The sequence below is a fragment of the Massilia cavernae genome (genome assembly GCF_003590855.1).
Taxonomy (GTDB): domain Bacteria; phylum Pseudomonadota; class Gammaproteobacteria; order Burkholderiales; family Burkholderiaceae_D; genus Telluria_A; species Telluria_A cavernae.
This window is the reverse complement of record NZ_QYUP01000070.1, coordinates 1-20,196: the sequence shown is the minus strand read 5'-3', so window position 1 is coordinate 20,196 and position 20,196 is coordinate 1. Positions and strand designations below refer to the sequence as shown.

The following is a 20,196-nucleotide window of genomic DNA, read 5'->3' as shown; positions in this document are numbered from 1 at the left end:
TCTCCTGGTGTCGCCTCTTGCCGGTTGCCTCCGGCGACCGCGAAACGCTGTTGTTCCGCAGCCAGCTTCCAGGGCAGGCGTTTCCTCAACGATTACCTGCTTGCCGCGCCACGCTATCGATGGTGGCTGCGCCAGGTCCGTGCCCTGTTGTTGTTGGCCTTGAAGACCACGGAAGCCAGTATAGCCGAGATTTCAATCTTGTGTAGACAACATCGGAAATTTTTTATTGTTCCGACAACATTGCTCAGGCCGCCATCTGGCCGGGGTCGTCCTCGGGAGCGTCCGCGGCAGGCTTCTTGTCGCGATGGAGTGCGTCGCGCAGCCGTCCGATCAGCTTGCCCTGCGCCTTGGCCGGCGCTGCGGCGGACGGCGGCCCGGACGGTTTGAGCCTGCGCTTCGCGACCACTGCCGCGATCGCGCCGGCGGCCGCGAGCAAGGCGATCAGGTTCCAGGCCCAGCGCGGCATGGCACTTGCGACGTCCGGGGCCGCCTCGGGTTCCGGTTGCTTGTGCTTGATGGTGCGAATCGGCGGAGGCGCCGCAGGGCGTTTCGGCGCCAGGACGGCCTCGGGCGCGGGTTTGACGGCGTCGGCAGGCTTTCCCCCCACGGGCCCAGGATCGAGCGAAGCCTGCAGCACCTTGACTTTGTCCTCCAGCTCCACGAGCTGCGCCGTCAGCACCGCGCTCTTGTAGTCGCGCGCGGCACATGCCCTCACCTGTTCGTCGCTGTAGCGCGGCTTGGGGCAGGCGGCCGCTGGAGCGGCAACAACCGCGGCCGGCGCACGGACGACTGTCGGTCGCGGCGCGGCCTTTGGTGGCTCGGCCTTTGCGACGACTGGAGCCACGGCTGGCGCGACGATCGGCACAGGCACAGGCGCCGGCGCTGGCTTCGGGTCCGGCGTCAGCCACAGGGTCGCGGTGCGGATGCTGTGGCGCCCAGCGTCGGACAAGTCGAGGAACAGGTGGATGTACTGGGCGTCCAACACCGCGGTCGAGGTAATGTGCAGGAACTGGCGGCCGTCGCGCCGCATGACCGACATGCGCAGGTTCTGCAGCACTGGATGCATCGCGATGCCGGCGCCCAGGTAGACGTCGGGCCGCGCCAGCCGGACGTCTACCGGGATGTCCGCGCCGCTGAAACCGGTCAGCTCGATGTCCGCCACCAGCGGCTGCCCGATGTGCGAACGCACCGCCACGTCGCCCAGTTCGACCGCCTGCGCGCATGCCATCGCCCCGGACAGGAGGGCGGCGCTGGCGAGATGGAGAAGGCGGAAGCTGCGGGACATGGAAAGTGGACTGGATGACTAAGAGTTAAGGCGGCCGGATTCGCGGCCGTAACGTAATTAACGTACGTTGGAGTAAACTCTTTAGCAAAATTCAACCAATAACAGGAAAAACACCATGGATAGCAGGATGGAGAAGGACAGCTTCGGCCCGATCGCGGTGCCGAACGACCGTTTGTGGGGCGCGCAGACCCAGCGCTCGCTCGAACATTTCCACATTTCCAGCGAACGCATGCCGCCGGAGCTGATCGACGCGCTGGCCGAGGTCAAGCGCGGCGCGGCCGCGGTCAACCGCTCGCTGGGACTGCTCCCGGCCGACAAGGCCGACGCCATCATGAAGGCGGCCACCGAGGTGCTCGACGGCCGGCACCGGGACGAATTCCCGCTTGCCGTGTGGCAGACCGGGTCCGGCACCCAGTCCAACATGAACATGAACGAAGTGCTCGCCAACCGCGCCTCCGAGCTGCTGGGCGGCGAGCGCGGCGAGGCGCGGCTGCTGCATCCGAACGACCACGTCAACCTCGGCCAGTCGTCCAACGATATCTTCCCGACCGCGATGCACGTGGCCGCCGCGAAGGCGGTGGCGCAACAGGTGCTGCCGGCGCTGGCCCAGCTGGGCGGCACGCTCTCGACCAAGGCCCGCGATTTCGCCGACATCGTCAAGATCGGCCGCACCCACCTGCAAGACGCGACCCCGCTGACCCTGGGCCAGGAGTTTTCCGGTTACGTGGCACAACTCGAATTTTCCGAGCAGATCATCAAGGCATCCCTGCCTGCCCTGCTCCAGCTGGCCGCGGGGGGCACCGCGGTCGGCACCGGGCTTAACGCGCATCCGGACTTCGCGCCGCGCATCGCGGCCGAACTGGCTTCGCGCACCAGCCTCGGTTTCAAGAGCGCGCCCAACAAGTTCGCCGCGCTGGCCGGGCACGACGCCCTGGTCGCCGCGCACGGCGCGCTCAAGACCCTGGCCACGGTGCTGACCAAGATCGCCAACGACGTGCGCTGGATGGCGTCCGGCCCGCGCTCGGGACTGGGCGAAATCACGATTCCCGAAAACGAGCCGGGCAGCTCCATCATGCCGGGCAAGGTCAACCCGACCCAATGCGAGGCGCTGACCATGCTGTGCTGCCAGGTGTTCGGCAACGACGTCGCCATCACCATGGGCGGCGCCTCCGGCAACTTCGAACTGAACGTGTACAAGCCGGTGATCGCCCACAATTTCCTGCAAAGCGCGCGGCTGCTGGCCGACGGCATGCGCTCCTTCGACGAACACTGCGTGCGCGGCATCGAGGCCAATCGCACCCGCATCGGCGAGTTGATGGAGCGTTCGCTGATGCTGGTGACTGCGCTGGCGCCCCGGATCGGCTATGATCGCGCGGCGCAAATCGCCAAGAAGGCCCAGCACGAGGGCAGCACCTTGAAAGAGGCGGCGCTGGCGCTGGGCTTTGTGACCGAGCAGGAGTTCCACGACTGGATCGTGCCGATGGACATGACCCATCCGGGGCCCGGCCACTGAACCGCTACGTATCGAAAAACCAACAAATTTAACTGAGGATAGAATGCAAAACGTCACTTTTGATCTGGACGGCGAGTTCGTCGAGCTCAACCAGCTGCTGAAACTGGCCGGGTTGTGCGACAGCGGCGGCGCCGGGAAGAACATGGTCGCAAGCGGCGTCGTTTCGGTCGATGGCAAGAAAGAACTGCGCAAGACCGCAAAGATCCGCACCGGCCAGACCGTCAGCGTCGGCGACGTGCGCATCCGCGTGCAGTAATCCATGGCGGCCGACGACGGTCTTTATTGGTGACGACGCTAGTGTAAGAAGTGTAAAAGTGGTCGAGCGGGAAGTGCCCGCGCTCATTTGTGCATCGACAAACTCAGCCGAACTTGCATGCTTATATTGTAAGTGTCACTCGTAACCGTTAGAGGAGGCCGCGATGGATAGCCCCAAGGAAAGGTCCCAGACGCAGGAAAGGCTGATAGGCGACCTGCGGCTCGTCATCGAAAATGCGGAGGAACTGCTCAAGAACACCGATCAGTACACCAGCGTGATCTACCAGAACGCGCGCGCCAAACTGACGCACGCCCTGAATGCCGCCACCGAGGAACTGGCCAGGTTCGAGGATGCCCAGCTGAGCCGCATGATCGAAGCGACCAATGCGGCAAACATCCAGAACGCCGACAACAGCGGCGAGGCGCGCATCCTGCGCGCGTTTGACTAGCCAGGCAAGCAAGCAGCAACAATGCGGCGCCCGGACCCGGCGCCGCATCCTCCCTTCAGCCACCTTCATCCGCGCGGATCGCGCCAAACACGCCCAGTTGCAGCCATTGCGCCAGGTGGGCGCCCACGTCGAACTGTTCGTCCAGCGCGAACGCCGCATCCAGGGCCTCGCCAAATGACTGTCCTTGCGCAAGCAGCGCCAGCGCCGCGTGCGCGGCCGGCGCCAGCGGCGTGAGCTCGCTCTTCCACCGTGCACGGGTCACGAGCGCGAACTCGGGATGTTCCATATCGGCGGGAAATTCGACGCCGCTTCCGGGCTGGTGGGCCAGCCACAGCGTAACGGCGGCCCGGCTCGAGGCGAACAGCGTGCAGGCCGGATGCAAGGTCACGCGGGCCGCTTCGAATTGAACGGGATCGAAGGAGGCGAGGTCTGCCACGGCGACGGGCGCCGCATCCAGAGCGTAGCGGCTGCGGTGCAGCGTCCATTCCAGGCGCGCCATGTCCGGCAGGTAGGGATACGGCGCCGCGTGCTGGAAAGCGGCGAGGAAGCCGTCGAATCCGGCGCCGAACCGATTCAGGTCGACGTCCCCGGTCGGATACGCCACCCCGTAGGTGCGGCTCAGGCCGGCGAAGAAGTCATCGCCCACCAGTTGGCGGATTACCGGATAGGCGTTGGCCAGCACCTTGTTCCAGGTGACCGTCATGTTGCCGCGGTAGAGGGCAAACCGGTTCGGCGGCGCTTCCTTGAAGTGCGAGCGTGCCTCATCCTGGCAGGACTGGTCCAGCAGGCCGCGCACGAAATCCTCTTGCACAGCCGCCATCGCGTCGCCTGTATCCGCAGCAGCGGCGTACAAGCCAGGCGCCGGCCCGGGCGCTTTGTGTTCGGGATAGCCGGCGGCGATGTCGTCCGCCTTGCGCGCCTCCGCCAGCAGCACGTCGAGCGGCGGGATATCGGTATCCCACTCGACCAGGGTCGGCACGCGTCCGAAGCGCCGCAGCGCCGCCTCGTACAGCGCCCAAACAGGCGCGGCGACCTGCGCGCCGTGATGATCGACTACCGCGCCAGGCGTGGCAAGGTGCCCGGCCAGGTGGATTTCGCCCACGGTGCCAGGCGCCAGCGCCGCGATCGCGGCCAGCGCATCCTCGCCGTGGTTGCACTGGTTGACGTACAGGTTGTTCACGTCGAGCAGCAGGCCGCAGCCGGTGCGGCGCGCCAGTTCGGCCATGAATTCGGCCTCGCTCATTTCATCGGAACGGAAGCGCACGTAGGTGGAGACGTTTTCCAGCAGGAGCTGGCGTTTCAGCGCATCCTGCACCCGCCCTATCCGTTCGCACAGCAGGTCGAGGGCGGTGCGGTCCAGCGCCAGCGGCAGCAAGTCGTGCAGGCTGCGGCCCTGCACCGCGCCCCAGCACAGGTGCTCGGACACCAGCATCGGCTCGACGCTGTCCACCAGCGCGCGCACCCGTTCCAGGTGCGCCTCCGAAAAGCCACGCGCGGAGCCGAGCCCGAGTCCGACGCCGTGCAGGCTGACCGGATAATCGCGGCGCAGTTCCTGCAGCACGTGCCAGTCCCAGCCCGAACGGTCGAGGAAGTTTTCGGTGTGGACCTCGAGCCAGCCGGCGCGCGGCCGATGCTCGAGGAAGTCGCGGTAATGCGGCGCGCGCAGGCCGACGCCGGCACATGCGGGAGGCATCGCGCGTTGCCGGTCTTGCACTGTCAGGGGATTACTTCTTGTCTTCCTGGGGAAGCTTGCCGCCGGCCTTTTCGCAAGTGCCCTTGGCAACGTACTTCCATTCGGCCGGATCGTTGTCGACCGTCGCTTCGCCGGAGCAGCTGTGCGAGCCGGTCGCGCTGGCGCAGTCGTTCTGGCCGGCCTTGGCGACGCCGTAGCACTTTTCCTGCTCGCCCTTGGCAGGGTCCGGGGTATGTGCCGAAACGGTGGCGGCGGCGCACACGCCTGCGAGGGCGGCGGCGATCATGGCTTGACGTTTGTTCATGTATTCACTCCTGTTGGGATGGCGGATTCTACCGCGTTTTTCCAGGAGCGAGGAACCGGCTCAGGCGGTGGTATTGATGGTGTTGCCGAGGTGGGAAGGGAGGCTTTGCGCAGGCGATGCCGACTCGACGGCGTCGATCAGCTGGGTCGCGGCGGAGCTTTCCATTTGCAGCGCGCGCTTCAGGATCGCCGTCTGGACTTCCTGGCGGTTCCCGGTTTCGGCGATGGTCGTCGACAGTTTTGCAATTCCGGCTACATCCATGATGTTCTCCGTGTTGAAGGCTTACCCTGATTTACGGCAGCGATCGACGGAACTTTAGGCCGCGCCTGAATTTATTCTGGCCGCCAGCCAGGCCAGGACGGCCGGCTTGTCGTTCAGGTCGAGCCATTCGACATCGGGGCGCAGCGCCGCCGGACGCGGACAATCGGACGCCACCGCCACAATTTGCGCGTCGTCGGGATAGAGCGGCGGCCGCCCCAGCGCGGGCCGGAACACTTCCAGCTTGGGGATGGCCTCCCACTTGTAGCCTTCGACCAGCGTCAGGTCGGCCGGGGACAGGCGCTCCAGCTGTTCGGCCAGCGACGGTTCGGCGGCGCCACGCAACTCGCGCATGATCGCCACCCGGTAGGGGGAAGCGATCATCACTTCCGCCGCGCCGGCCATGCGCAGGCGCGCACTGTCCTTGTGCGGCGGCTCGAGCCGGATGTCGTGGTGGCTGTGCTTGACGACGTTGACGCGCAGGCCGCGCCCCGCCAGTTGCGCGACCAGGTATTCGAGCAGCGTGGTCTTGCCGCTGCCCGACCAGCCGACCACACCGAGGACCTCGTGCGGTTCCCGCTTTGGTTCAGGATGCATCGGCGCCCCTCAGTACGGCATGCGGTAACGGTACCCGCGATAGTTCATGACGGCGGCCCTGGGCAGCAACCGTTCCAGCATCAGCCCGGGTGCGACCTCTTCGCCTTCGCGGCGCAGCACCTTGTCGATCAGGAGCAGCCGGTCGGCGGGATTGGGCGAATAGATGTAGCCGCCGACTGCGATACGGGGAATCTCGCGCTGGATCGACTCCGGCAGCTGGCTGAGCGCAGGCGCATTGTCTTCCACCGGTGCGGGAACAGGTTCGGGCGCTGGCGTCTGCACCACGGGAGCCGGCTTCGGGACTGGCGGATTGATCTCAGCGACGCGGGGCTTCGGCGCCGGCGCAGGCGGTCGCACAGGTTCGACAGCTGCCACAGGTACAGCGACTGGCGCGGGCAAAGGCGGCGCAGGGGTAGCCGCCACCGGTACGGCGGCTACCGTCACCGGCAGCACGGGGGCCGGCGGCGGTGCGGCGGGACGCATCAATGCAAACGCCGCGGCGCCTGCAGCCAGCGCGCCTGCGCCAAGCCCGATCAGCAGCGGCTTGCGGCTGGCTTCGGGACGCACGGCTGCGGGGTACAGTGGCGCCGCGTGGATGGTCGGCGCGCTGCCAAGCTGGCGTTCGGCCTGGGCTTTTTTCAGGGCTTCAAGAATGTAGGACATGTCGCCTCAGTTTTTCTTGTTCGCGGCCAGCAGGCGTGGTTCCGCCACGCCTGCCAGCTGGTTCAGGCGCATCCAGGTTCGCGGTCCGGCAAGGCCATCGGCGTCCAGTCCCTGCGCCGACTGGAATGCGCGCAGGCGTTCGCGCATTCCGGCATCGAACGGGGTCCCAAGCTGCGGTGCTTGCGTGCCGTCCAGTCTCGCCAGGTGCTGGCCGATCCAGTCAACGTCCGCGCCGCTCTCCCCTGCCGGTACGTAGTTGCGGAAGCCACGCGGGGCTTGCCACAAGGTGGTGAAGCTACCGTCGAAGCGCGCCGCCAGCGATGCCACGCTTACGGTTTGCCGCTTGCCGTCGAGGACGAAGCTTGCGTTGGCATCGTCCAGCGCGGCCAGTACCGCGTAGCTGGACTTGGCGCCATCGCGCAGCGTCAGCACCGCCGGACGGTCCAGCAGGCGCAGTTCGTACAGGCCGCCCTTGCCTTGGTGGCAGCGCAGCTCCAGGCGCGCCGCAGCCTCGCAGGGATCGCCCGCCGGCAGCTGCTGCCCCCACAAGGCCCCCAGTTCGCGCAGCGCGGTTTCCGCGCCGGCATGGCCCTGCACCTGGACGGGGACGGCTGCCACCGGTGCTCGCTTGATGGGCGCGGGCGAAGCTTTCGCCACGACTGGAGCGGCTTCGCGCGGCATCAGCTGCCATGCGGCGGCGCTGATCGCGGCGCACGCCATCACTCCCCCGGCCAGCATCGCCCAACGCCGTACCGGCCGCGCCGAAGGCTGGGCATCGCCGAACACTTCGGCGGCCGACCTGCGCAGGATGGCGCGGTTTACTTCATGCGTATTTTCGACATAGGCGCCAAGCAGCGCGCGGTCGCACAGCAGGTTGATACGGCGCGGCACGCCCTGCGTCAGCCGGTACACCAATTTTGTCGTCGAAGGCGGGAACGGCATGCCGGCGGCGCCGGCCACGGCCAGCCGGTGAGCGATGTAGCTGCCGGTTTCTTCTTCCGTCAGCGAGCCGAGATGGTAGCGCGCGATGACGCGCTGGGCCAATTGTTCCAGCTCGGGCCGCGCCAGCATCGTGCGCAATTCCGGCTGGCCGATCAGGATCACCTGTAGCAGCTTGCGCTCGCTGGTCTCGAGGTTGGTCAGCAGGCGCAATTGCTCCAGCACGTCGGCCGACAGGTTCTGCGCCTCGTCGATGATCAGCACATTGTTCCTGCCCTGCGCATGGCTGGCCAGCAGGTGGCGGTTGATCGCGTCCACGTAGCCCTTGACGCTGTCGCCGGCCGGCAGCGGGATATGGAATTCCTCGCATACCGACTGCAGCAGCTCCGCGACGGAGAGGCGCGGGTTGAAGATGTAGGCCAGCTCGCAGTTTTCGGGAATCTGTTCGAGGAAGCAGCGGCAGACGGTGGTCTTGCCGGCGCCGATTTCGCCCGTCAGCAGCACGAAGCCGCCGCCGCTGCCCACGCCGAACAGCAGGTGGGCCAGCGCCTCGCGATGGCGTTCGCTCATGAACAGGTAGCGCGGATCGGGCGCGATCGCGAACGGCGGCTGCTTCAGGCTGAAGAAATGCGTGTACATGAATTCGCGCGAAGCGCCCTAGCGCGCGGCGGGCAATGGCTTGTACCGGGCGCAGTAGATCTTCGATTTGTCGTTGAAGTAGACGATTTTACTACCCGGGACCGACTGGCGGACCGGAAATGCCGAGCTGTCGGCCGGCTTGTGGCGCACGCCCGCTGCGCCGCGGATCGCCTGTTCCAGCTTGTCGGGCGTGGTTTCGGCCACGGCGCCGACGAAAACCAGCTCGCTGGTGTCGTCGCTGACCAGGATGTCGGACACCGGCGTCCCCCACAGGGTGCCGGATGCCTTGAACCAGTATGCACCGCCTTCATGCTTGTACGAAGGGCCGAAGGCCGAGGTCAGGTAGGAATGGAAGTGGGCGTTGTCGAGGTGGCTGCGGCACAGCAGCGCGCTGCCGATGACGGGACTGAAGGTGGACGGCGCCGCCTGCGCCTGGAGCGGCAGGATGCAGGCGGCCAGCGCCGCCACGGCTGCCGCCAGTGGCGCCGCTAGAGCTTTGACAGCCATTGACGGTTTGCCGCTATCTGCGCCTTGGCCGAAGCGGGCAAGGCGTCGTAGCACCCGGGATGCTGTTTCAGCGCGCTTTCGCGCACCTCCTTCTGCAGTCCATTGATCAGGAATACGTAGACGGTGGCTCCCTCGGCGTTTTTTTGCTTTCCAACATAACGAATCATTGTCGCTCTCCACTCACGCGCGCGGTTCGCCTCCAGGTTCCGCGCCATGTTCCCATTATGACACCAGCAGGCTCCACACGCCTACCGCGCCGTCCATACAGCCGGGTTGCGCCACTACAGCGCGGCCAGCCATGGATCGCTTTCAGGTTGCGGGAACTGGCCGGCCATGAAATCGACGAAGGTACGCATCTTCCAGGTCATCAGGCGCCGGCTGGGATACACCATCATCACCGAGGTTTGCCCAAGGTGATGCTCCTTCAGCAAGCGCACCAGCCGGCCGCTGGTCAGGTCGTCCTCGATCGTGAACGAGGAACGGATCATCACGCCCATGCCCGCCAGCGCGGCCTCGCGCAGCACCGCGCCGTTGTTCGAGACCATGCGGCTGCGGATAGGCACGTTGATGTGCTGGTCGTCCCACTGCAACGGCCAATGGTGGCGCAGCTGCTCGAAGGCGAAATTGAGGCAGTCGTGCTGCGCCAGGTCGTGCGGCGACTTCGGCTCGCCGCGCCGCGCAACATAGTCGGGCGAGGCGCACAGCACCAGGTTGGATATGGCCAGCTGGCGCGCTATCAGGCTGCTGTCGAACTTCTGCACACCCAGGAAAACGCCGACGTCGAAGCCTTCCTGCACCAGGTCGACGCCATGGTCGGACAGGGTCACGTCGAGCACCACGTCGGGCATGTCCTTCGCGTACAGCGGCAGCAGGCGCGCCAGCTGCGCCTGGCCGAAGCTGGCATTGCCGCACAGGCGCAGCACGCCGCTGGCCTTGCGCGAGCGCGACGACACTTCGGCGTCGGCCTCGTCGATCTCGGCCAGTATCTGGCGTACCCGTTCGATGTACACCTGGCCCGACTCGGTCAGCGACAGCTTGCGCGTGGTGCGGTTCAGCAGGCGGGTGCCGAGGTGGGCCTCGAGGTCGGCCAGGTTGCGGGTGACGACCGTGTTCGACAGGTCGAGCGCGGTTGCGGCCCTGACAAAACTGCCCAGTTCGACCACCTTCGCAAATACCCGCATCGATTGCAACCTATCCATCTTGCCCTTTGATTATTGCGTCCACCGCAATTGTCCATTGCGATTATTCGCCTTTTTTGCGCAGGGCGCAATGTGTAGACTGGCTTTCATCGGAATTCAACTTACGGAGAAACCTCATGAACGCAATCAAATTCATCACCGCGGCAGCAGCTTTCGCAGTAGCCGGTTCCGTCTTCGCCGCCGACGCGCCGGCCGCCAACGCCGCCGTGACTGCTGCCGCGGCAAGCACCGCAGCCGCTGCCGCCAATGCAAATAACGGCATCGCCGCCAAAAACCTGAACGTGCCTTCGATCGTGATCGGCCAGCCGACGGCCGCCGACCGCGCCGCGGTGCGCACCGAGGCCGTCGAATTCGTCAAGAACCACAAGACCGCGCTGGCAGTGCAGCTGGAGCAGTACAAGAATTAAGCAGCACCCCGGCCGATGCAGGCGGAAAGCGGCGGCGGCCTGTCCGCCGCTTTTTGCGTTTGATCCCCGGTTTTTGCGCGCCTGTCGGTTTCCGCTCGCGCTACACTGGAGATGGACATATCGTCATGCTTCGTCCGATCTCCTACGAAAACCATCATGAAAACAGTGCTCAAGCAAACCACCCTTGCCGTTGCCGTAGCCGCCGGCATGTTCGCCACCCCTGCCCTGCATGCGGCCCCGCAGGGACCGACGGTGTCGGAACAACGCAATGTCGGCGCCTTCCGCTCGGTGGAGCTGGATGGTCCCTTCCATGTGGTGATCCGCGCGCAAGGCCGCCCTTCGCTGTCGCTGACCGGCGACGCGAAGCAGCTGGCCGAGATCGAAACCATCACGCGCGGCGATACCCTGGTGGTGCGCCCGCTGCGGCGCAGCGGCTTCTCGTTCGCCCTGGGCAAGTCGGCCGAGCCGGCCACAGTCACCATCACCACTACGATGCTGTACAGCCTGAAGACCTCCGGCAGCGGCGACGTCGACGTTGACCAGGTGGCCGGCGACAGCTTCACGGTCACGGTCGGCGGGCCGGGCGACGTACGTGCGGCAGGCGCGGTGCGCGAGCTGATAATCAACAGCCAGGGCAGCGGCGATCTCGACCTGCGCCGCATGCGCGCCGGCGGCGCGAACATCAAGATGAGCGGTCCCGGCGACGTGGGCGTCAGCAGCATCAGCGGCGAACTGCGGCTGGCCGTCAGCGGCTCCGGCGACCTGGAAGCGGATGGCCTGCGCCTGTCCGGCGTCAGCGCCGAACTGCACGGCCCCGGCAGCGTGCACCTCCACGGCATGGCGGGCCACCTGCGCGCCCACATGGACGGCTCGGGCGACCTCGAAGCCTGTTCGCTGGCGGTGGAAAGCGCCAGCGCGGTCCTGCGCGGCCCCGGCAACGCCTGCGTGGCGGGCCGCCTGAGAAAATTCGAAGGCGAAGTGCACGGTTCCGGCGACCTGTCGGTCGGCGGCCTGGCCGCCCAGGAAGTCCGCCTGCGCATGACCGGCCCCGGCAACGTCGAGCTGTCCGGCAGCACCGCGATGCTCACTGCCGACATCTCCGGGTCCGGCGACCTGGAAGCCGAGCAGCTCGCGGTCAACAGCGCCACCGTGCGCAGCCGCGGCCCCGGCTCCACCGAGCTGGCCACCGTCGAGGGCACGCTGGACGCCGAGCTGACCGGTTCCGGCGGCCTGGAAGCCGCCATGAACGGCAAGCGCCTGGCGCTGCGGATCAGCGGGCCGGCGAACGCCGAAATCAGCGGCAGGGTCGACACCATCAACGCCCAGCTGACCGGATCGGGCAGCCTCGAAGCGCGCGACCTGCTAGCCGACCAGGCCGACGTTGTGGTGCGCGGCTCAGGCCATGCCACCGTCAATGTCCGGTCCAGGGTCGAAACCCGCACCTCCAGCATGAACCGGTCGCGCGCGGTGACAGGCGAACGCAGCGGCGCGCGCGTGCAGCGCGACTGACGCATACCAGCCACAGACCAGCTGGACTTCCACGGCAATGCCACTTGCACGCCAATACATTGAAAATCAATGACTTGGCGTGCATTTGCGCAAACGCTGGCAATACCAGTCTAAGCGCAATTAATACCAATTAAATACCTGTTGACACCCGAGTTTGGCATCCCTATAGTGCCCTGACCTTCATGGCAGCACAGGATCCCCACTCTATGATCGACTATCTCATCGGCGTCGACGGCGGCGGCACCGGCACCCGGGTGCGCATCGCGCGCGCCGGCGGCCAGGAAATCGCCCAGGGCCAGAGCGGCCCGTCCGGCCTCGCGCACGGCATCGCCCATGCATGGCAGGCGGTCGGCGACGCTGTCGCCAAAGCCTTCGCCACTGCAGGCATCGAACATCCTCCCCTTGCGTCGATGGCCATCGGGCTTGGCCTGGCCGGCGTGCATAACAAGGAATGGGCCGCGCAGTTCGAGGCCGCCAATCCCGGCTACGCCGCGCTGCGCCTCGAGACCGACGGCTTCACCACGCTGTTCGGCGCCCACCAGGGCCGCCCGGGAGCGATCGTCGCGATCGGGACCGGCAGCGTAGCCCAGGTGCTGCTGCCGTCCGGCGAGCAGCGCGAAGTCGGCGGCTGGGGCTTCCCCGCCGGCGACGAAGCCAGCGGCGGCTGGATCGGCCTGCGCGCCATCAACCACATCGAACAGGTGATCGACGGGCGCAAGAGCACGTCGGCGTTTGCGCGCGAGCTGATCGAGGCCTGCGGCGGCCACCGCGACGCGATCCAGTCGTGGCTTGCGAAGGCCAGCCAGACCACGTACGCCTCGCTCGCGCCGATCGTCGTGGCGCATGCCGCCAGCGACACCACGGCCGACGCGATCCTGCGCGAAGCGGGCCGCGAAGTGGCGCTCATGGCGCGCGCCCTCGATCAGTCGGGCACACTACCATTGGCCCTGTGCGGAGGCCTCGGCAACGTGCTGCGCGCCTACCTGCCGGCCGAGCTGCTCGAGCGCAGCGTGGCGCCCCCAGGGCGACGCAGCCAGCGGCGCGCTGCGCATGATCGAACAATACATAGCGAAGGAGCGCCAGCAATGACCACTTCAATCAACGGCAACATCCTCACGCCTGAAGGCTGGGTGCGCGGCGAGCTGCGCTTCCACCAGCGAATCGACGCCATCCAGGCCTTCGCCGCCGATCCGGCGGTCAACAGCGACGACTACATCATCCCCGGCTTCGTCGACCTGCACGTGCACGGCGCGGGCGGGCGCGACATCATGCAGGGCGGCGATGCGCCGCAGGTGATCGCAAAAACGCACGCGAAACACGGCACCACCAGCATGCTGGCCACCACCATGACGGCGCCGCCCGAAGACATCGTCGCCGCGCTGAAGGCAGTGGGCGAAGCCTGCGCCAGGCCGGTGCCGGGCAGCGCGCGCATCCTCGGCGTGCACCTCGAAGGCCCCTACATCAACGAAGGCAAGCTGGGCGCGCAGCCGAACTACGCCAAGTCCGCCACGCTGGAAGAAGTGAACGAACTGGGCGCCCTCGCGCCGATGCGCCTGATCACCGTGGCGCCCGAACTCGAAGGCCACCTCGAGCTGGTGCGCCAGCTGGCCGACGCCGGCATCCGCGTCCAGATCGGCCACACCACCGGCTCGTACGACGACGGCGTGGCCGCGCTGGAGCATGGCGCGGCCGGCTTCACTCACCTGTTCAACGCCATGAACGGCCTGCACCACCGCGAGCCCGGCATGGTGGGCGCCGCCCTCGCCCATGCCCAATACGCGGAACTGATTCCCGACCTGCTGCACGTGCATCCCGGCGCGATCAAGGTGGCGCTGCGCGCCATCCCGCACCTGTACTGCGTGACCGACTCCACCGCGGCCACCGGCATGCCGGACGGCGAATACATGCTGGGCCGCCAGGTCGTCCACAAATGCCTGGGCGGCGTGCGCCTGCCCGATGGCACCCTGGCCGGCAGCACGCTGACCATGGACCAGGCGCTGCGCAACCTGGTGTCGCTCGGCCTCGACCTGGCCGACGCATCGCGCCGCGTGTCCACCTATGCCGCCGACTATTTGGGCGAAACACAGATCGGACGCATCGCGCCCGGCTGCTTCGCCGACCTCGTGGTCCTCGACCGCAACCTGAACATCAAAGCTGTTTATATCGAAGGAGAAGCCTGTGACCTCAATGATGCTTAAAGAGGCCGTATCCGCGGCAGACTGCGTCGCCCTGCAACTGTCGCAAGACGGCGAACGCTATGCCGAACTTGGCGCCAAGCTGCGCAACACCCAGTTCAACACCGCGCTGACCATCGCGCGCGGCAGTTCCGACCATGCGTCCAACTACGTCGCCTACCTGATCATGTCGCGCCTGGGCCGCGTGGTCGCATCGCTGCCGATGTCGCTGCTGACGCTGTACAAGTCGCCGCTGGTGACCAAGGACACGCTCACCATCGCGATCTCGCAGTCGGGCCAGAGCCCGGACGTGGTCGAGCCGACCCGCTACTTCCGCGACGGCGGCGCCACCACCGTCGCGCTGCTGAACGACACCACCTCGCCGCTGGCCGAAGCCGCCGAATGGGCGATGCCCCTGCACGCCGGCAAAGAGCAGAGCGTGGCCGCGACCAAGAGCTTCATCACCAGCCTGGTGGCGGGCGCGCGCCTGGTCGCCGAATGGCAGGACGACGCCGAGCTGAAAGCCGGCCTGGCCGCCCTGCCGGACGCGCTGCGCGCCGGTGCGCAGGCCGACTGGTCGGCCGCGATCGAAGTGCTGGCCCCGGCCCGCAACATCATGGTGGTCGGGCGCGGCATCAGCTTCCCGATCGCGCTCGAAGCGGCGCTCAAGTTCAAGGAAACCTCGGCGCTGCAGGCCGAAGCGTTCTCCGGCGCCGAGATCAAGCACGGCCCGATGGCGCTGATCGAAGAAGGCTACCCGCTGCTGATCTTCGCAACCCGCGGTCCTGCGCAGGCAAGCCTGGTGCAGCTGGCGGCCGAGATGCGCGGCCGCGGCGCGCGCGTGCTGCTGGCGGCGCCAAGCGACATCGCCGAACGCGACCTGACGCTGCCGGTGGCCGCAACGCCGGACCTCGACCCGATCGTCGCAATCCAGGCCTTCTACGTGATGGCGGCAAAGCTGTCGGAAGCGCGCGGCATGGACCCGGACAAGCCGCGCCACCTGAACAAAGTCACCAAGACCCACTAAGCGCGCCGCTTCACGGAGTTCCAATTGAACGAACATAGAAAACTCGCCGGCCAGCTGATGATGATACGCATCGCCGGCACCGAACTGGCCGAAGCGACGGCCCGCTTCGTGCGCGACAACGAGGTACGCGGCGCCTGCCTGTTCCGGCAGAACATGACCGACGCAGTCCAGCTGGCGCGCCTGACCGGCGCCCTGCGCGACGCGATGGGGCCGAACGCCCTGATCGCGCTCGACCAGGAAGGCGGCGCGGTGGTTCGTTCGACCTGGGTGCCGGCGCCGCCATCGGCGATGGCGCTGGGCGCGGCCGACGACGCCGACCTGGCCTACCGTACCGGCGCGGCAGTTGCGCGCGCGGTCAAGTCGCTCGGCTTCAACTGGAACTTCGCGCCGGTGCTGGACCTGAACAACAACCCTCACAACCCGGTGATCGCCGAGCGCTCGTTCGGCGCCGATCCGCAGCGCGCCACCGAACTGGCGATGGCCTGGATGGCCGGCAGCGAATCGGAAGGCGTGGCCTGCTGCGTCAAGCACTTCCCGGGGCACGGCGACACCCACGTCGACTCGCACCGCGCGTTGCCGACGGTCGACAAGCCGCGCGCGGAACTGGAGCAGTTCGAGTTCGCGCCCTTCCGCATGGCTGCGGAAATCGCACCGGCGATGATGACCGCGCACATCGTGTACCCGGCGCTCGACCCCGAGCACCCGGCCACGCTGTCGCGCCGCATTTTGGGCGACCTGCTGCGGGGCGAATGGAAGTATGACGGCGTGGTGATCACCGACGGCATGGACATGCACGCGATCGCAGGCAAGTACGGCGTCGGCAACGCCGCGGTGCTGGCGCTGCAGGCGGGCGCCGACATGGTGATGGCGATCGGATCGCCCGAGACGCAGGAACAGACGGTCGACGCCATCGCGCGCGCGATCGAATCGGGCGAACTGCCGATGGACGAAGTACGCCGCAAGCTCGAGCGGCTGGCCAGGCTGGCGCGCACCTATGAGTGCGCCCAGTGCTACTACGCTGCCGAGGAAGACGACCGCACCGTGATGGCCGAAGGCTGGCAGCGCGCGCTGACCGCGCGCGGCAATCCGCAGCGTCCCCCGCAAGGCGCCAAGGTACGCCTGGTGATGCGCCAGGACGCGGTGAGCGACGGCGTATCCGAAGCCGGCGTGACGGCATCGGTGCTGTCGAAGGTGCTGGCGCGCCGCTTCGACGTCGACGTGGTGACGTATGCCGACGCCGAGGCCTTCGACTGGAATTCGCTGCCGGACGACGGCCGCTTCGTGATCCTCGCGTCGACGTCGCGCGTGCGCTACGGCCCGAAGGCGAAGGCCGCGTTCAAGCCCGACCTGCACCTGGCGCTGTGGAACCCCTACCAGGCGCTCGACTTCGACGCCCCCGCGCTGATCACCTACGGCTTCGCCGCGCCCGCGCTCGATGCCGTCGATGGCTGGCTGTCCGGCGCGCTGGAAGCGAACGGCCACGTCCCGGTCCCAGGCTTCACCGCCCCCCCGCAATAATTGTCTTCCCCGTAGGGGACAGACCCCGATGTTGGTGGTTGGGGTCTGTCCCCGAAGTCGCGACGCCGATCTTGTTTGTCCCCGATCTTGTTCGCGCCCCGGCCTGCCCCCGAACATGCTCCATCCCTATTCTTGTTTCAAAACGTAAGGTTCGCACGTTTGTAGGACCGATTCGGCTACTTTATGGGACAATGTTCGCTTTGTGCGATTGTCATTGTCGCCATTGCCTCGGTTCATCTCTTTGTCTTTGATAGAAGGATCTTTCATGTCCCAATTCCGTCTTGCCCGCATCAGCTTGCTCCTCGCCGCGATCGGCTTGAACGCCGCTCCAGCCCTCGTTTCCAGCGCACATGCGCAGGCCAAGCCGGCCGCTGAAGCGCCGAAGGAAACCTTGCGCCCGGATATGTTCAAGCTGCTCGATCCAAAGCAGTTCCAGGAACTGATGGCTGCGAAGAAGTACGCGGAACTGCAGGAAAGGATTACCGCCGCCGAGGCATTCCCGAACCGTACCCCTTACGAGGAATACGTGATCAACCGGATGAAGCTGGCGCTGGGCTCGTCGAGCGGCAACGACGCGATGGCCATGGCCGCACTCGAGTTCGTCATCGGTTCCGGCCGCCTGACCCCGACCGAGCAGTCGGACTTCACCCAGGCATTGGGCAACTACCACTACAACGCCAAGAACTATCCAAAAGCGATCGAGTGGATGAAGCGTTATCAGAAGGAAAGCCCAACTCCGCTGAAGGTGCGCAACTCGCTGATCCGCGCTTACTACCTGAGCGGCGACTATGCTTCCACCAAGACCGAACTGCTGCCAGTCATCGCCGAAGCCGACAAGGCAGGCAAGGCGCCTGAAATGGAAGACCTGCGCCTGCTGGGCAGCTCCGCAGCCAAGCTGAAAGATGACGCGACCTACATCATGGCAATGGAACGCCTGGTCACCTACTACCCGAGCGACGATTTCTGGACCGACCTGCTGAACCGCATGCAGCGCAAGACCACCTGGAATGACCGCTTCCGCCACGACGTGCTGCGCCTCGAAGACATGGCGCTCAAGACGATGGCGCCGGAAGAGTACGTCGAGTTCGCCGAGCGTTCGCTGCAGGCCGGCTTCCCGACCGAAGCGAAGAAGGCCATGGACCAAGGCTTCGCCGCCGGCGTGCTGAGCAATGCTTCGCACAAGAAGCTGCGCGACCAGGCCAACAAGCAGGCCGCCGACGATGCGAAGAACATTTCCAAGGGTGAAGCCAGCGCCGCCAAGTCGAAAGACGGCACCGGCCTGGTCAACCTGGGCTGGGCTTACGTCACCATGGACCAGTTCGACAAGGGCATCGGCTTCATCGAACAGGGTATCGCCAAGGGCGGCCTGAAGAAGGCCGACGAAGCCAAGGTCAAGCTGGGCATCGCCCACGCCAAGGCCGGCAAGAAGGCCGAAGCCATCAAGGTGTTCGAAGGCCTGAAGGGCAACGACGGCCTGACCGACCTGTCGAAGTACTGGATCATGTTCCTGAACGCGCCGGCTGCGACCGCTGCCGCGCCTGCAGCAGCCCAGTAAGTCGCGCCGCGCCGCGTGCGCGCAGAGAGCCCGGCTCCGGCCGGGCTTTTTTCGCCTGTCGCCATGATGTAGCTGGCTCCCCTCCCGCGAACAGCACCGGTTGCGTACCATGTCGCGGCATTCCTTTCGAACAGGGAGTGCCCACATTATGTACACCGGGAGGGGAGCATGACAAGAATTCCAGCGTCGCTCAATTGGTTAGTAAGTCGCCGAGCACGTATACAGGACCTCATCGAGGCATGTGAGCGTGAGCTTGCAAGGTTTGCCAAGCTACGTGATCGCTTACTGGGTTTGAGGCTCGATTTGGAAGCATTGGACCGTATCTTGCGGCTCCATGAGATTCCGATTGACCCTTCGACGATTCGTATTTAGACCTTCGTAGCTCAAGTGCGCCAAGATAGGGGAATTTCGCAGATCAAATCCAGGCGCCGAAGATTGCTGGTTCATGAGGGCCCCCTTCTTAGATCCAGAATACTCATATGCTCAATGCCTAAGAATGTTGCATTTATGGAAAATTTTGAACATTGCTGTCCAAAGAGTAGATCGGCGCTTTACTGTTTGTTATGATGCAAGCAACTAAGACGTCATGCCGCCGACTAATGTGGTCGGAAGAGCTTACAGATTCGGAGAATGAATGAAGACACTATTGGATCTTGGCTTTACCGCAGACGAGCGAAGCCTACTTTTACGAGGGATTCACGAAGGAAAGTACAATTTGCTGCTGGGCGCTGGCGCAAGCTACGGATGTGTCGGCGGGGACGGTGCGGAGCTTAAAGACGGCGCAACGCTTTCGGGCCAAATCAACGATGATTTTGACCTGGGGCTCAATCCAGATGAGGCCAAGAAGCTTCCGCTTACCTATGAGGAGGCAATAGGTGCTCATAAGTCGACTTTCAGGAGCTGGCTGCGAAAGCGATTCACTGGCTGCCAGCCATCGTGGCAGAGTCAAATATTTCAAATCCATTGGGAAAGAATCTGGACATTTAACATTGATGATGTCTTGGAAAATGCCTATGACGCCGGCCGTGATTCCAATTTGGTTGGAGAATTTCTTCCCTTTGATTGGCAAGACAAAGTCACTCCCCTTGAAAGTACACCTGCCGCCATCCAAGCAATCTATTTGCATGGCCGGGCGTCTCAGTTAGGAAATCCAAGCAAGCATCTGATTTTCTCAATTCCCGAATACGCCGCAGCAACACGGAGCTTTCCTGGTTGGCACGCCAGCTTTCAAACTACCTATCTTGAAAAGCCGTTCATCGTCTGCGGTGCGAGCCTTGTCGAAGAAGTTGATTTGGCGGAAGCGATTAGATCCAAAAACCAATCGAGTGCAAACGGATTCCCTTCCATCCTCGTATCGTTCAGTCTTGATGAAGGGCAAAAGAAGCGCGTGCGGCGCTACAACCTAATTCCAGTGGTTTCTCCATTGAACGAATTCTTCACTATTTTGACTAGTGAAATGGTGGAATATCGAAAGACCGCAGATGCCGTAGCCGCAAGACTAAAGACAGGAACTTATGAGCGATTCTTAGCTGAATTTCGACGTCTCGAAGGCGTGAACACGTCTTCTCTTGTTATAAAGGGAACGGATTTCTACGGTGGAGATGAGCCTACTTGGCTCGACATTTTGAATGATCGAGACGTTTTGTTCGGTTCTACCGGAAAAGCTGCGCGTATGCTTGATCATTCAAGTGCACGATATGCAGTT

General features: G+C 65.0%; 20 protein-coding genes and 1 pseudogene. 11 read left to right on the top strand and 10 right to left on the bottom strand.

Annotated elements, in window-relative coordinates; genetic code table 11:
- Positions 1-244 precede the first annotated feature (244 nt).
- A complete protein-coding gene (locus D3872_RS06850) occupies positions 245-1,285 on the bottom strand; it encodes a type IV pilus assembly protein FimV (RefSeq protein ID WP_147373824.1) in 1,041 nt (346 codons plus the stop codon).
- A 115-nt stretch (positions 1,286-1,400) separates the two neighbouring features.
- On the opposite strand from D3872_RS06850, the gene fumC reads away from it, so the two are divergent.
- The 3 genes from fumC (at position 1,401) to D3872_RS06835 (ending at position 3,502) form a co-directional block, all read left to right on the top strand.
- Positions 1,401-2,798 carry a class II fumarate hydratase gene (gene fumC / locus D3872_RS06845; protein ID WP_119810079.1) on the top strand — a complete coding sequence of 466 codons (1,398 nt, stop codon included), beginning with the start codon at positions 1,401-1,403 and terminating at the stop codon, positions 2,796-2,798.
- Positions 2,799-2,841: 43 nt separating this feature from the next.
- The gene (locus tag D3872_RS06840) at positions 2,842-3,054 is read left to right on the top strand and encodes an RNA-binding S4 domain-containing protein (RefSeq protein ID WP_119810078.1); all 213 of its coding nucleotides are present in this window, start codon (positions 2,842-2,844) and stop codon (positions 3,052-3,054) included.
- A 163-nt stretch (positions 3,055-3,217) separates the two neighbouring features.
- Positions 3,218-3,502 (top strand): DUF883 domain-containing protein, encoded by a 285-nt coding sequence (locus tag D3872_RS06835; protein WP_119810077.1) that lies wholly within the window; start codon positions 3,218-3,220, stop codon positions 3,500-3,502.
- 55 nt (positions 3,503-3,557) lie between these two features.
- Here the strand turns inward: D3872_RS06835 and bufB are convergent, their stop codons facing one another.
- The 9 genes from bufB to D3872_RS06790 all read right to left on the bottom strand — a co-directional run bounded on the left by bufB (position 3,558) and on the right by D3872_RS06790 (position 10,301).
- Entirely contained in the window at positions 3,558-5,195 is a 1,638-nt protein-coding gene (gene bufB / locus D3872_RS06830) for an MNIO family bufferin maturase (RefSeq protein WP_119810076.1), read from the bottom strand.
- A gap of 31 nt (positions 5,196-5,226) precedes the next feature.
- A complete protein-coding gene (locus D3872_RS06825; RefSeq protein WP_119810075.1) occupies positions 5,227-5,499 on the bottom strand; it encodes a BufA1 family periplasmic bufferin-type metallophore in 273 nt (90 codons plus the stop codon).
- Positions 5,500-5,559: 60 nt separating this feature from the next.
- Positions 5,560-5,760 carry a YjfB family protein gene (locus D3872_RS06820; RefSeq protein ID WP_119810074.1) on the bottom strand — a complete coding sequence of 67 codons (201 nt, stop codon included), beginning with the start codon at positions 5,758-5,760 and terminating at the stop codon, positions 5,560-5,562.
- A 54-nt stretch (positions 5,761-5,814) separates the two neighbouring features.
- Positions 5,815-6,354 (bottom strand): molybdopterin-guanine dinucleotide biosynthesis protein B, encoded by a 540-nt coding sequence (gene mobB, locus D3872_RS06815; RefSeq protein WP_119810073.1) that lies wholly within the window; start codon positions 6,352-6,354, stop codon positions 5,815-5,817.
- 9 nt (positions 6,355-6,363) lie between these two features.
- Positions 6,364-7,017, bottom strand: a complete 654-nt coding sequence (locus tag D3872_RS06810) for a general secretion pathway protein GspB (protein WP_119810072.1) — start codon at positions 7,015-7,017, stop codon at positions 6,364-6,366.
- A 6-nt stretch (positions 7,018-7,023) separates the two neighbouring features.
- Positions 7,024-8,595: an ExeA family protein gene (locus tag D3872_RS06805; RefSeq protein ID WP_119810071.1), complete on the bottom strand. Its 1,572-nt coding sequence runs from the start codon at positions 8,593-8,595 to the stop codon at positions 7,024-7,026.
- A gap of 18 nt (positions 8,596-8,613) precedes the next feature.
- A complete protein-coding gene (locus D3872_RS06800; protein WP_119810070.1) occupies positions 8,614-9,102 on the bottom strand; it encodes a hypothetical protein in 489 nt (162 codons plus the stop codon).
- Positions 9,084-9,269, bottom strand: a complete 186-nt coding sequence (locus D3872_RS06795) for a hypothetical protein (RefSeq protein WP_119810069.1) — start codon at positions 9,267-9,269, stop codon at positions 9,084-9,086. The genes D3872_RS06800 and D3872_RS06795 overlap by 19 nt, the downstream gene beginning before the upstream one ends.
- 114 nt (positions 9,270-9,383) lie before the next feature.
- Complete coding sequence (locus D3872_RS06790) at positions 9,384-10,301, bottom strand: LysR family transcriptional regulator (RefSeq protein ID WP_119810068.1); 918 nt, start codon at positions 10,299-10,301, stop codon at positions 9,384-9,386.
- A 116-nt stretch (positions 10,302-10,417) separates the two neighbouring features.
- Here D3872_RS06790 and D3872_RS06785 point away from each other — a divergent pair, with 116 nt between their 5' ends.
- From D3872_RS06785 to D3872_RS06755, 8 genes and pseudogenes are all read left to right on the top strand, one after another.
- On the top strand, positions 10,418-10,708 hold the full coding sequence (locus D3872_RS06785) for a hypothetical protein (protein WP_119810067.1): 291 nt from the start codon (positions 10,418-10,420) through the stop codon (positions 10,706-10,708).
- A 156-nt stretch (positions 10,709-10,864) separates the two neighbouring features.
- Positions 10,865-12,217 carry a GIN domain-containing protein gene (locus D3872_RS06780; RefSeq protein ID WP_119810066.1) on the top strand — a complete coding sequence of 451 codons (1,353 nt, stop codon included), beginning with the start codon at positions 10,865-10,867 and terminating at the stop codon, positions 12,215-12,217.
- Between the two features lie 182 nt (positions 12,218-12,399).
- Positions 12,400-13,086 (top strand): annotated as a pseudogene (locus D3872_RS26000) (glucosamine kinase nucleotide-binding domain-containing protein); the annotation flags it as partial.
- A gap of 216 nt (positions 13,087-13,302) precedes the next feature.
- Entirely contained in the window at positions 13,303-14,415 is a 1,113-nt protein-coding gene (gene nagA / locus D3872_RS25995) for an N-acetylglucosamine-6-phosphate deacetylase (RefSeq protein ID WP_220476896.1), read from the top strand.
- A complete protein-coding gene (locus D3872_RS06770; RefSeq protein ID WP_119810064.1) occupies positions 14,405-15,418 on the top strand; it encodes an SIS domain-containing protein in 1,014 nt (337 codons plus the stop codon). Before nagA ends, D3872_RS06770 begins: the two co-directional genes overlap by 11 nt.
- Positions 15,419-15,478: 60 nt before the next feature.
- Entirely contained in the window at positions 15,479-16,936 is a 1,458-nt protein-coding gene (gene nagZ, locus D3872_RS06765) for a beta-N-acetylhexosaminidase (RefSeq protein ID WP_119810088.1), read from the top strand.
- Between the two features lie 265 nt (positions 16,937-17,201).
- Positions 17,202-18,491 (top strand): tetratricopeptide repeat protein, encoded by a 1,290-nt coding sequence (locus D3872_RS06760; RefSeq protein ID WP_119810063.1) that lies wholly within the window; start codon positions 17,202-17,204, stop codon positions 18,489-18,491.
- 634 nt (positions 18,492-19,125) lie between these two features.
- A partial coding sequence (locus D3872_RS06755; protein ID WP_147373823.1) for an SIR2 family protein occupies positions 19,126-20,196 on the top strand: 1,071 nt, incomplete at its 3' end.

What these genes read in the sequence shown, in the direction of transcription:
- D3872_RS06760 (WP_119810063.1), top strand. Translation starts at nt 17,202, where the DNA reads ATGTCCCAATTCCGTCTTGCCCGCATCAGCTTGCTCCTCGCCGCGATC.
- D3872_RS06840 (WP_119810078.1), top strand. Translation starts at nt 2,842, where the DNA reads ATGCAAAACGTCACTTTTGATCTGGACGGCGAGTTCGTCGAGCTCAAC.
- D3872_RS06780 (WP_119810066.1), top strand. Translation starts at nt 10,865, where the DNA reads ATGAAAACAGTGCTCAAGCAAACCACCCTTGCCGTTGCCGTAGCCGCC.
- D3872_RS06770 (WP_119810064.1), top strand. Translation starts at nt 14,405, where the DNA reads ATGATGCTTAAAGAGGCCGTATCCGCGGCAGACTGCGTCGCCCTGCAA.
- nagZ (WP_119810088.1), top strand. Translation starts at nt 15,479, where the DNA reads ATGATACGCATCGCCGGCACCGAACTGGCCGAAGCGACGGCCCGCTTC.
- D3872_RS06850 (WP_147373824.1), bottom strand. Translation starts at nt 1,285, where the DNA reads ATGTCCCGCAGCTTCCGCCTTCTCCATCTCGCCAGCGCCGCCCTCCTG.
- nagA (WP_220476896.1), top strand. Translation starts at nt 13,303, where the DNA reads ATGACCACTTCAATCAACGGCAACATCCTCACGCCTGAAGGCTGGGTG.
- fumC (WP_119810079.1), top strand. Translation starts at nt 1,401, where the DNA reads ATGGATAGCAGGATGGAGAAGGACAGCTTCGGCCCGATCGCGGTGCCG.
- D3872_RS06795 (WP_119810069.1), bottom strand. Translation starts at nt 9,269, where the DNA reads ATGATTCGTTATGTTGGAAAGCAAAAAAACGCCGAGGGAGCCACCGTC.
- D3872_RS06790 (WP_119810068.1), bottom strand. Translation starts at nt 10,301, where the DNA reads ATGGATAGGTTGCAATCGATGCGGGTATTTGCGAAGGTGGTCGAACTG.
- D3872_RS06820 (WP_119810074.1), bottom strand. Translation starts at nt 5,760, where the DNA reads ATGGATGTAGCCGGAATTGCAAAACTGTCGACGACCATCGCCGAAACC.
- D3872_RS06810 (WP_119810072.1), bottom strand. Translation starts at nt 7,017, where the DNA reads ATGTCCTACATTCTTGAAGCCCTGAAAAAAGCCCAGGCCGAACGCCAG.
- D3872_RS06825 (WP_119810075.1), bottom strand. Translation starts at nt 5,499, where the DNA reads ATGAACAAACGTCAAGCCATGATCGCCGCCGCCCTCGCAGGCGTGTGC.
- D3872_RS06785 (WP_119810067.1), top strand. Translation starts at nt 10,418, where the DNA reads ATGAACGCAATCAAATTCATCACCGCGGCAGCAGCTTTCGCAGTAGCC.
- D3872_RS06800 (WP_119810070.1), bottom strand. Translation starts at nt 9,102, where the DNA reads ATGGCTGTCAAAGCTCTAGCGGCGCCACTGGCGGCAGCCGTGGCGGCG.
- D3872_RS06835 (WP_119810077.1), top strand. Translation starts at nt 3,218, where the DNA reads ATGGATAGCCCCAAGGAAAGGTCCCAGACGCAGGAAAGGCTGATAGGC.
- bufB (WP_119810076.1), bottom strand. Translation starts at nt 5,195, where the DNA reads ATGCCTCCCGCATGTGCCGGCGTCGGCCTGCGCGCGCCGCATTACCGC.
- D3872_RS06805 (WP_119810071.1), bottom strand. Translation starts at nt 8,595, where the DNA reads ATGTACACGCATTTCTTCAGCCTGAAGCAGCCGCCGTTCGCGATCGCG.
- mobB (WP_119810073.1), bottom strand. Translation starts at nt 6,354, where the DNA reads ATGCATCCTGAACCAAAGCGGGAACCGCACGAGGTCCTCGGTGTGGTC.